The 12713-nt window shown below is 40.9% G+C and carries 4 protein-coding genes; 1 reads left to right on the forward strand and 3 read right to left on the reverse strand.

Annotated features, from left to right (window positions below):
• Positions 1–210 precede the first annotated feature (210 nt).
• From ABZA00_RS03680 to metA, 3 genes are all read right to left on the reverse strand, one after another.
• The gene (locus ABZA00_RS03680; protein WP_372880794.1) at positions 211–3453 is read right to left on the reverse strand and encodes an SNF2-related protein; all 3243 of its coding nucleotides are present in this window, start codon (positions 3451–3453) and stop codon (positions 211–213) included.
• A gap of 165 nt (positions 3454–3618) precedes the next feature.
• Positions 3619–7299: a methionine synthase gene (gene metH / locus ABZA00_RS03685; RefSeq protein WP_372880795.1), complete on the reverse strand. Its 3681-nt coding sequence runs from the start codon at positions 7297–7299 to the stop codon at positions 3619–3621.
• 1267 nt (positions 7300–8566) lie between these two features.
• Positions 8567–9484, reverse strand: a complete 918-nt coding sequence (gene metA / locus ABZA00_RS03690; RefSeq protein WP_372880796.1) for a homoserine O-succinyltransferase — start codon at positions 9482–9484, stop codon at positions 8567–8569.
• A 2144-nt stretch (positions 9485–11628) separates the two neighbouring features.
• Here metA and ABZA00_RS03695 point away from each other — a divergent pair.
• A complete protein-coding gene (locus tag ABZA00_RS03695; RefSeq protein WP_372880797.1) occupies positions 11629–12693 on the forward strand; it encodes a hypothetical protein in 1065 nt (354 codons plus the stop codon).
• Positions 12694–12713 lie beyond the last annotated feature (20 nt).

Raw genomic sequence — 12713 nt, forward strand, 5'->3', positions numbered from 1 at the left:
AACGCTTTTAGCCGAACCCTTCGGGCAGCGCTTGTTGGCTCTTTCTACTGCGTTATCGCCTGTTTATGTAGAATAACTACACTACGCAGGCTCTGCCTTGTATAAAGAACCAACAAACTGCTGCAAAAACAATCTCGAAAGTTCAACAGACCCTAGGGGCTCTAATAACAAAGAGCCTGTTAAAGGCTCTTAATTATGAGAGCGTATAAATCAATAACGCTCAAACAGCTTTAATAACGCGTCACTGCTGTCAGGGGCAAATTTCTCCTCCTGCTCTTTACCATAAACGCTGTCGGCTAACTGCTGCTTATGGGTTTGCAGAGCAAGCACCCGCTCCTCAACCGTCTGTTCACAAATTAATTTATACACAAATACCGGCTTGTCCTGACCGATACGATAAGCCCGGTCTGTTGCCTGGTTTTCTACGGCCGGATTCCACCACGGATCATAATGAATAACCGTATCCGCTGCAGTGAGGTTGAGCCCGACACCACCGGCTTTTAAAGAGATAAGGAAAACCGGTACCTCACCATTTTGAAACTGATCAATCACTTCGCCGCGATTACGTGTTTGGCCGGTTAACTTGACAAAGTCTATGCCTTTCGCCTGCAGTGATTCTCCGATCAAACCAAGCATTTGTGCAAACTGGGAGAAGATCAGAATGCGTCTTCCCTCTTCAATCATTTCCGGTAAAACTTCCATTAAAAAGTCCAATTTTGCCGAACTTTTAATATTTTGAGCATGCTCAAGTTTGACTAAACGGGGATCACAACAGGCCTGACGCAGTTTAAGAAGCGCATCTAAAAACTCGATACGGCTTCTTGCCAGCCCTTTTTCCCTGAGTAAATCACGTACCTTGGCTTCCATGGTAACGCGAATGCTTTCATATAATGTTCGCTGGTCATTGGATAAAATAACATTCTGTATAATTTCAGTTTTAGCCGGCAGCTCTTTGGCTACATCGTCTTTAGTACGGCGCAATAAAAAAGGCTGAATTTTTTGCAGCAACCAGGCTTGTACCTGTTCATTGCCCTCCCCTTCAATACCTTTACGATAAAAGCGGTTAAATGTCGTGTAACTACCTAAAAAACCCGGCATTAAGAAGTCAAACAAAGACCATAATTCACCCAAATGATTTTCCATCGGCGTACCGGTTAAGCATAACCGCTGTTTTGCATTTAACCGCTTGATGCTTTTTGTCATTTTAGCCAGAGGATTTTTAATCGTTTGCGCTTCATCGAGAATTAAATCTGAGAATGGCTGTAGTTCAAGCTGTTCAAAGTCCCGTCCGACTAACGGATAGGTGGTGATCACTAAATCATAATCAGCAAGGCTGGCAAAATGCTGATGGCGATCCGTACCGTGCAATACCAGCACTTTTAAATCAGGGGTAAATTTAAGCGTTTCATTTAACCAGTTGCCTACCAAAGAGGTCGGGCAGATCACCAGAGCTGGATCAACTAATTGCTGACGCTCTTTTTTATACAGTAAATAGGCCAAAGTCTGAATGGTTTTACCCAAGCCCATATCATCGGCCAACACGCCCGAAAAACCATATTCATTTAAAAAAACCAGCCAGTTTAAACCGGCCTGCTGGTAATCCCGCAGCGTGGCATCAAGCCCCTGAGGTAATTGTACTTGTTGGATTCCGGTGAAATTAGTTAATTTTTCAGCTAACGCTTTAACATGAGTTCCGCCAACCCAGCGGTTTATCTCCGGCAGCTGGGCCAGCAATGCAGCCTGACTCTGCGGCAGATGAATACTGTCATTATTAACTTCACCCAGCTCCTGCAATATAGACAAAATGGGTTGAATGGATTCACGCTTAATACGTAAAGGACGGCCGTTGGATTGCGCTAATAAAATGTCAAACTGATGTTCCTGCCAGTCTTCATTACTGCGCAACCATTCCAGCAATAACGGCAGCAGCTCAATACGCCTGCCTTCAATCTCAATGGAAACACCGAGATCAAACCAGTGCCCCTGCTCCTCCACCTCAATATCAATACTGTCTACCTGCTCACTATGTAATGCCAGATTGGGGTTTATTTCAAATACCCACCCCATTACTTCCAGGCGTGCTTTATGAGCGGTTAAAAATGATAACCACTGAAACTCCTGAGAGCCACCCAGTTCCGGCGGAAGAATACCCAATAGCTGCCCAGTTTTCGGCTGTTTAGCATCATACATAAATAGATCTAACAAACACAATTGTTCAAAGTTTTTTAACGCTAAACTTTCCTGTTCATAATCCCGGTGAACTGTAACCACCTCATTATTCAACATAAATTGTGAACGTTCCGGCTGTTCGACTATGCCTGGATTTAATTCACATTCCCCATAACGAAAATATAATCGTCCGACAAAGAGGTTCTGTCCTTTGATAGTGTTTTCATTAAGGCTGAATACAACTTGTAAATTATCGATAATTTCTCGAGTAGGATAAACCGCCGGACTGGGTAAAACAGCCTGAGGAAAACGCAATGCAACCTGCTCGGTAAAATGCGCACATTGCTGCTCAGCCAAAGGTGGCGTTTTTAACAAAGATAAAATCCAGACACTGTCAAAACTAGTTGCAATTTCACCGACCAAACCACGATCAGTATCCAGATAAAAAGGTCTTGGCGTAGGAATAAGCAACCAGTTATCGCAATCTTCAAGGCCCACCTGCAGACGTTTCAAATTATCTTCTTCAATCCACTGCAGTTGCAGTGATTTCTTTTCACCGGCTTGTAAAGGTAAACCCACCTCCTGCCAGAAACAGCGCCCTGTTGCTAATATTTTATGTAATGCAAGCAGATCATTTTCAGTATGTAGCGAGGTTTTTTCAAGCTTAGGCACACGCCCTTCCTTTGCCAGAAGAAGCTGTAAAATACTCACATCTTCTTTTTTTACCCACTTATAACTTTCCATCCAGGATTCATTTTCGACAACAGAGATAAGATTTTTTTCCGCAAAAACATTAACGTTTTCACTTTTTAATAAGCGTAGCGAACCATACTCCACCTGCACATACTGCATGGCATGATTATATGCTTTTTTATCAAAGGAGAGACGGAAGTATCCCTGGTAGGCACTTGGAGCCGGTACAGATTGCTTTTTAACTAGTTGATTTTGCAGTAAATCAAACCAGGCCTGATAACTATTTTCAATATTGTAATTTGGCGTATCCGCCTGATAAGCAAGTAACAAAGCAACGGCATGTTTACAGTTCCAACCAACAGGACAAGTGCAGGTGCTTTGAATAATAAAGCCGCCTTTATTGGACTTTTTAATTGAAGCCTTAGTTTGATAAGGTGTGTCTGAGGAGCCTTTAATAGTGCCGCTAAGCAGACTGTTATCATCATCATATTCACAAGACAGGACCCGGCTTTCTTTAAAATAGCGCGTTCCACGATCAATAATATTACGGCCGAAACTAGTAGAAATATCTTGCGGAGTGATTTTAGGCATCTGTATAACCAACTTAAAAATGGATCGTTAATGATAAAGATCAGGGAGGCATAAATAAAGCGTTATTACGGTTAGAGAGAAAAAATAGAACGGATAATTTAAGCGGTGCAGATAAAAAGAGTGCAATAGATGCACTCTTTTAATTTCTGCAACCGGGATAAGCTGTTACAAATTAGGCCCTAACCATCGTTCAGCAGTTAATAAGTTCCAGCCTTTGCGCCGAGCGTAATCTTCTAATTGATCCTGCTGAATTTTGGCCACGGCAAAATAACGGCTCTCGGGATGGGAAAATATCCAACCGGAAACTGCCGCACCGGGATACATTGCATAACTCGAGGTCAGCTGCATCCCAATCTCCTGCTCAACATTCATCAGATCCCAGATGATACCTTTCTCACTGTGCTCCGGGCAAGCCGGGTAACCCGGTGCAGGACGAATACCCTGATATTTCTCACGGATCAGATCATCATTTTCCAAGGTCTCATCAGGAGCAAATCCCCAATATTCTTTACGTGTCTTCTGGTGCAGGTACTCGGCAAAAGCTTCCGCCAGGCGATCACAAACAGCCTGCACCAAAATCGCATTGTAGTCATCGTGAGCCGCTTTATAACGATCTGCGACTTCTTTTTCACCAATCCCGCCGGTTACTGCAAAGGCGGCAATATAATCAGCGACACCGGATGCTTTAGGCGCAATATAATCAGATAAACAATGGTTCACAAAGGGAGGTTTTTTCTCCGTTTGCTGGCGCAGATTTTCACTTACCTGTAAAACTGTGGTACGTGTTTCATCGCTATAAATTTCAATACTGTCTTCAACGCTGTTCGCCGGAAAAATACCGACTATTCCATTTGCCGAAATTTCACCTTCAGCTTCAACTTTATCCAGCATGTTCAAAGCGTCAGAAAATAAACGCGTAGCCTCTTCTCCAACTACGTCATCTTCTAATATGCGCGGGTATTTTCCTGCTAATCCCCAGGTCATAAAGAACGGAGTCCAGTCAATATATTTACGTAATTCACCGATCGGCATTTTTTTAATGACCTGCACGCCTAACTGCTTAGGGACAGGGGGCTGGTAGTTCGCCCAGTCTATTTTGGCTTTGTTAGCACGTGCTCGGGCTAATGAAACCGGCGCACTGCGTGGTTTTTTATTAGCATGCTGCTCACGCACCCGCTGATAATCCAGATCAAGTTTTTTGACAAACTCCGGTTTATGCTTTTCGCTTAATAATTTCTGACAAACACCTACGGCCCGTGATGCATTAGAAACATAAACCACCGGCTGATCATAGTTCTGCTCAATTTTAACCGCGGTATGGGCTTTCGATGTGGTTGCCCCACCGATTAATAATGGTAGCTGCAGTCCCTGGCGCTGCATCTCTTTGGCGACATAAACCATCTCATCCAGAGACGGCGTTATCAGTCCGGATAGGCCAATCATATCGGCCTTTTCAGCAATCGCGGTCTGAATGATTTTTTCTGTTGGTACCATCACGCCTAAATCGATAATTTCGTAATTATTACACTGCAAAATAACTCCGACGATATTTTTACCGATATCGTGAACATCGCCCTTCACCGTGGCCATCACAATTTTGCCGTTTGTTTCACCGACCTGTTTAGTTGCCTCAATAAACGGATTTAAATATGCAACCGCCTGTTTCATTACCCGGGCAGATTTCACCACCTGCGGCAAAAACATTTTTCCTGCACCAAACAGATCGCCGACAATATTCATACCATCCATCAATGGCCCTTCAATCACTTCGATCGGCATACCCGCGGCTAAACGCGCCTGCTCGGTATCCTCTTCGATAAACTCAGTGATCCCTTTGACCAGCGCATGGGCGATACGCTCATTCACAGGTAAACCGCGCCACTCCAAGGCCTTTCCATCATCCGCTTTTTCACTACCGGAATCACGATACTTTTCAGCTAGTTCAAGCAGATCATCCGTTGCTGTTGGGCTCTTATTTAAAACAACGGCCTCTACCGCATCCTTTAACTCTTTAGGAATATCGTCATAAATAGCTAATTGTGCAGCATTAACGATCCCCATATCCATGCCGTTCTGGATACAGTAGTAGAGAAACACCGCATGAATCGCTTCACGGACGGGGTTATTACCGCGGAAAGAAAATGACACATTTGAGACACCACCTGAAATCATCGCATGCGGAAGATTGTCTTTAATATCTTTAACAGCCTCAATGAAATCAACCGCATAGTTATTATGCTCTTCAATACCTGTGGCCACAGCAAAAATATTCGGATCGAAGATAATATCTTCCGGCGGGAAACCAACCTGATTAACTAATATATCGTATGAACGCTGACAAATTTCAAACTTGCGTTCGCGGGTGTCTGCCTGCCCCTGCTCATCAAATGCCATCACAATCACCGCAAAACCATAACGGCGGATTAATTTAGCCTGATGAATAAAATTATCAACACCCTCTTTCATACTGATCGAGTTAACAATCCCTTTACCCTGTACGCATTTAAGCCCTTCTTCTAAAATTTCCCATTTAGAAGAATCGACCATAATAGGTACTTTCGATATATCCGGCTCGGAAGCACATAAATTAAGAAAACGCTTCATCGCATATAATGAATCAAGCATCGCTTCATCCATATTGATATCAATAATATCTGCGCCGGCTTCAACCTGATGGCGGGCCACTTCCAGAGCTTCATCGTATAGTTCATCTTTAATCAGACGTTTAAAGCGCGCGGAGCCGGTAACATTGGTTCTCTCTCCGACATTTTGAAAGAGTGAATCTTTATTAATAGTTAACGCTTCCAACCCGCTTAATCGGCAGGCGACTTCTATTTCCGGTAATACACGTGGTTTAACACCGGCAACCGCTTCGGCCATCGCACGAATATGTTCAGGCGTAGTGCCGCAACACCCTCCGACCAGGTTTAAAAAGCCACTTTCTGCCCACTCTTTAATATGCTCAGCCATCTCATCGGCTTCTAAATCATACTCACCGAATGCGTTAGGTAGACCGGCATTAGGATGCGCAGAAACAAAAGTCTCAGAAATACGTGACATCTCCTGCACGTACTGGCGCAGCTCATCAGGGCCCAGCGCACAGTTCAGACCAAATGAAAGCGGCTCTACATGACGCAGTGAATTGTAAAATGCTTCGGTTGTTTGTCCCGAAAGAGTGCGCCCGGAGGCATCGGTAATCGTACCCGATATCATCACAGGAAGTTTATAACCTAACTCTTCAAAAACTGTCGATACGGCAAAAGCGGCAGCTTTAGCATTCAACGTATCAAAAACTGTTTCAATTAAAATTAAATCCGCTCCGCCTTCGATTAAAGCATGAGTGGACTCTTTATAGGCAACAACCAGCTCATCAAAGGTCACATTACGAAAAGCGGGATCATTTACATCAGGCGAGATCGAACAAGTACGGTTGGTCGGGCCTAAGACCCCCGCGACAAAACGCGGACGATCCGGCGTTTCTGCTGTTTTTTGATCCGCCACACGCCTGGCGATGCGGGCCGCTTCCCGGTTAATTTCGGCTGACAAAGATTCCATTTCATAATCAGCCATGGCAATGGTCGTTGCATTGAAAGTATTGGTTTCAAGAATATCTGCACCGGCATCTAAATACTGGCGGTGAATTTCTGCAATCACTTCCGGCTGAGATAAAACCAGCAGGTCATTATTACCTTTTACGTCACACGACCAATCAGAAAAACGCTCCCCACGGTAATCCTCCTCCTCAAACTTATAAGACTGGATCATAGTGCCCATGCCACCGTCAATAAGGAGAATGTGTTTTTCTAATTGCGCTTTAATAATTGCGCTGCGATCGTGAACTGTCATAGAGCTCCCTGATATTGGATACTGTGAATAATAGGTAACAATATTAACATAAAACCGCAGTAATTTTATGCATCAAAACTGCAGTTTGATTGAAATATTCTCTTGTAAATAATGAATAAATTTTGCGCTGAATAAAATGAATAACAACAGGTATAGATAAATGGCCTGAGATAACGCAGAAAAATAACAATAGCAAGTCTGCGTGCTCGCAATCAGGGCAGTTATTGGTACTTCTAACGAACAGGATTGTTCCGGTATTTGCACCAACCAATTAAATTATCTATTTAGGCTTGGGGGAAATGGATGAAATCAAGATATTGATTGCATTAACGAGCTGTTCTAATGTTCAAAATAGTATGGAACTATTTTGAACATCTTTAGCTGCTCACGGAGTGCTGAACAACAGGATATTCATAATCAAATCAATAACAAAGAGCGAAAATATTTTTATATACAGCTAACATTCATGTTCACCAGCCTGATTGAATAGAAATGTATTGGATTGGCTATGAATTTCGGATACAAAAAAGCGAACCAGTAACAGCTCGCTTTTCACTTACAAAGAACAATTGTCATGCCATCATAATAAACCGAAATGATTCCTACAGTTGGTCTCCTATTATTCTAAGCTGCTAATGCCACCACTCAATAAATAAACTAATATAGTCATTCATAAATAGTCTTAAGTTAAGCAAAATACAAACATAGAAAACCACGAGCAATCTTCAATCCAACTTACGATCGGCTACCACGTTACAAAAAGCAATAATAGTAACGCCGCACTGGCAATGAGTAGCTTAAAAAAGCAGACTCCTAAATTCTATTACCGCTTTGAGAAAACTGATACGAAATAATAATATATAGCCCCCCATGTTAGTGATACGTCCAAAACATCTTACAGTAATTTACAATAAACAGGCCTCACCATTAATTACCCGTCGGGTCATGAGTTACCGATAGTAACTCCTAATAAGGTTTTGCTCTGTTTAAAACTGACGCAAAGTAATCAACAATCCTCCCTGCTATTTTAAAACCGACAAAAAACTCGATACCAACAGACTATCTGGCGACTTGTTACTACTGTCTTATTACACTACTTAATACTACTTATCACTATTTTTTATCTTCAGCTTTATCTACTAAATGCCGGTGAGCTAACTCTTATTTCTATTTTCTGTTGCTCACACATACAGTTTAGAAGCTATTATCTGTATCGCCATTGAAATCAGACGAAATGAGTAAATATTTATAAATTTTTTTTAACCCGTTATTCCAACTCAGATAGATCGTATGGTGTCACCTGGTATACACAATAATTTAACCAGTTGCTATATAACAAGTTTCCATGACTTCGCCAGGTTGCCCGCGGTATTTGGTTTTCATCATCATTAGGATAATAATTAACCGGCAGTTTAGGGTTTAAGCCTTCATCAAGGTCGCGTAAATATTCGTTATCCAGCGTATTTGCATCATATTCCGGATGTCCGCTAATAAACACCTGACGGCAATCAGGGCTGGCCGCTAAATAAATACCGGCATTTGGCGCATCAGCAAAAATAGTTAAATCTGTTTTTTCTGAAATCACCTGTGAATTAAGTTCAGCAAAACGTGATAATGGTGCCCAAAATTCATCATCAAAACCGCGCACTAAAGGATGATGGTGGTTATAAGTGGTATGCAAATAAATGCCGGAAAGTTTATCTTCACGCGTTTCTTTTTTTAAACCATACAGGTAATTGAGGGCAGCCTGAGCAGCCCAGCATAAAAAGAGTGTTGAGGTTACATTATGACGGGACCATTCAACTATTTCTGTAAACTTATCCCAATAATAAACTTGCTCAAAAGGAATTTGACCAAGAGGCGCACCGGTAATAATAAAACCATCCCACTTCTGATTTTTAACGCGATCAAAATCGCCATAAAATTTGTCCAAATGTTTTTGTGGTGTATTACGTGATGCACGTGCGTCTACCCGGATTAATTCAACGTTCACCTGTAAAGGCGTGTTAGATAATAAACGCATTATCTGTGTTTCTGTTTCAATTTTTTTCGGCATCAAATTAAGAATTAACACTCTTAACGGGCGAATATTCTGATGGCTTGCGCGCGTCTCAGACATAGTGAAAATATTTTCTGACTTTAAGATACCCGCAGCAGGTAGGTCATCAGGGATACGGATCGGCATAATTTAGAATCTCCAGATTAAAATTCGCTATTTCATTTAGACATCTAGAAGTCTAACATTAATTTTATGAATACGCTTAAAAAATTTGTGATAGATGATATTATCGAACGATATGACCGAGCTGCTTGCTGATTCCTACACCTGCAAGTAGCTTAGGTATATACCCATGTTACTTCAAAATGCTTTGTCAGGCACGAGCTCGGAGACCAGATCAAGGCGCAACATGAGGTAATGGTCATTGTCTTTTCGAGTGTTGTAACGCAGCGCTGGTTTTCGAGCCCGCGCCCCGTAGGGCAAGGCATCTTGAAGTATCATGGGTATAAAGCAATTTATTTAAGGAGTTATCATGTTTCACGTTGTGCAGGCGGATTTATCACTTTCCGTGCATGCCCAAGCTTATTTGCATTTAATGTCACATTACGCCTCAGATGCAATATGTCGTGAAGTGACAGATAAGACTTTGAAGTATGACCTAAGCCTCACTTTCAAGGTAATTACTACATGGCATCAAAGTCACTGCTATCATCCATTGGCATATCAAAAGTTCTAGATGGTTGCTTACTAGCTTCACCAACATAAGCTGATTCACCTTTGCCTCCTGAGAATTCATTAGCAAATTTTGCTTTGGCCTCTTTATCATCTTAGACGTTAAAATGCCTCTCCTATATAGTATGGGGTTTTTACCCATACACTAGGGGGCCTAATAAAGAGAAGCTATAACGACCCTTTAAAGTACTCTGTAAAGTAAGAGAGTAAGTAAAGAAATACATAAGTAATACAGCTATAAATACATACACATAACCTATAAGTTATAGGTACATATTTATAGATGTACGATACAAGCCTCTATACAGAATCCTATACAGTGACTAGTACAATCACTTATATACCTTTTAAAGTTATCTAAGTAATAGGAGATGATACAAGAGAGAAATACAAGTAACATACACCTACCTTTAAGCATCCTGAAGGACATATAACCGATTGAACTGAAAGGTAATATATATGTAGGGATATATACTACTAAGATTCTATATAGGTATTGTAGGGATACCAGAACCTTAAACAGAAGTTACAAACATCTACAAATGAATCGAACAATATATTGTAAATTCTGAATCTTTCAGTCCAACACTTTGAAGTACCACCAACCTATTGATATAAATACCACCAAGTTATAAATACCTCACTCTACATAGAACTTAACATGACCTATTAAGTACTTAGTCGCCCTTGCTACAAATACCTGCCCTACCAAGTATCTGTGAAGAAACTATCAAGTACCTTTGAAGTGCCTCTGAAATTCTTGCAGAGTTAAGCTGTTTAAAGTCTGCTTGAGACTATAGGATGATGGTGATTATATTAAAGTCCTCACCATGTAACAGGGCTATTGAGAATGTTTAAGTCCAACTCCAGACTAATTAGAAGGAGGGACAATTAAGTAACAACTTTCTACCTTCTGTCCAACTAAGAACAGAATGATAAGCAATAAGTTTTACATTAAAGCAATGAGAGGAAGGAGTAATTAAACAACAATCCGAACACTTCAATGGTGTTTTAAAGCTTACCTTCTGTCCAAGCCAGAGTCCTACGCAGGAAGGAGCCGGTACAAAGGAGAGATTACCTTTCTGTCCAGAGCTATGAGTAGTGAGAAAAACTGCATGTGTAAAGGGAGTAAGCCCATTCGGACTAACAGACTTACCCTGAATGGTTAGTTGCTTTAAAAAATGGTTGGTACATATACCATCTCCCTACAAGACTATACATGTATCAACCACTCAACTTAGCAAGTATTATGAGAAGCACCTTTCAGATGCTTTCTAAATACCAACTAGATATTATTGGCAGAAGTAGTAAGAGTTCTCATGGTATAGAACTTCAGTTGTGATTACTTGTTCAGGAAAAAACATTCATCTTTAATTTATAGACGATCATCTTATTCATGCCGTTATAGTGACAGCTTATGCATTGAAGCTATTATCCGATCTCGATTTATATCCAAGCAGCCTTAGAGTAGTTCACATATCTCTCCCAATTCGTGAAATATTACACGATAGGTGTTACGGTACTTTTCTGATGGCTTACTGTTTTTTCCTTGACAATTTGTTTATAATCAATGACCTTTTCACGCACTTGAGTTGTATATGTCTATTAAAAATAATATTCTTGGAATTATAATTGTACTAAGTTTAACTGGTTGTAACGAAACACTACTAGATACCAATCCGAATAAAGCTCTTGAATATTCTGATCGCATTTTCTCCGTATATCGGCAAAGAATAGAAGTATCAACAAAAAAAATGGAAATGCAGACGGATACAGAACTGTTTAAACAGTATGAAAGAAACAAAATGCCCACCCTAATGACAAAGTATAATCATGATTTCAATGAAATTTCGGCTCGGAATAACAACGAAAGACAGCGAGTACTTGACGAGAACAGGCGTTTACTAGATGAGCATAATACGAAAATAGCAGCAGAAACAGAGCGACTTTCATTACAATATCAGAAGGAAATGACCCAATATGAGCTAGAAGTATCTAAAATCAAAAATCGTCAAGCACAGCACAAGCAAGATCTTTTTAATGAGGATTTGGAAATACTCGCCGAATGGGTTATGGCCATGCATGAGAGGTTAAAGCAAAGGGGCTGGAAGCCTCCTTATACTAAATCATGGGAAGTTAAGATAATGCAACATCTTGATAACGCATCTCAACATCCAGAGAAATTCCTGAAAATGTTACAGTCTTGTGAGAAAGAGATGCCATTTAGTGATCCTTACATGGAATGTTCTCACTATAAAACAGACGCTAGAACGAATTCCAGCCTAACTTGGCCACAAATTCATCCCCAGAAAAACTATCAAGTTGAACAAGATTACGTATATCCGACTAGACCAAAACGTATTATGAAAGTTAGCATAGCCGAACCTATGACAGCCAAATATATTCCGGAAGTGCTCCCTACAAAACCAGTAAACCCTTATAAAGACTACACTGGTGATATTCAAAGAGTGAATGAAAAGCTAGCGAAACTTGAGGCACAATATCAACGTTTAGTAACAATTTCTGACAAAAACGACCTATCTGTTGATTGGGATGGCTTTTTCAAGGCTATAAGAAGTGATGAACAAGCAACTGTTTTCTTGAACGATAACAGGTTAGCCAGTGATTATCTCCTTGGAGCAATGAAAGAGCACTTGAAGTGACTCATTAAGTTAAGTGATAG

Origin of the sequence: Psychromonas sp., from assembly GCF_041586535.1 — a bacterium.
Taxonomy (GTDB): Bacteria; Pseudomonadota; Gammaproteobacteria; order Enterobacterales; family Psychromonadaceae; genus Psychromonas.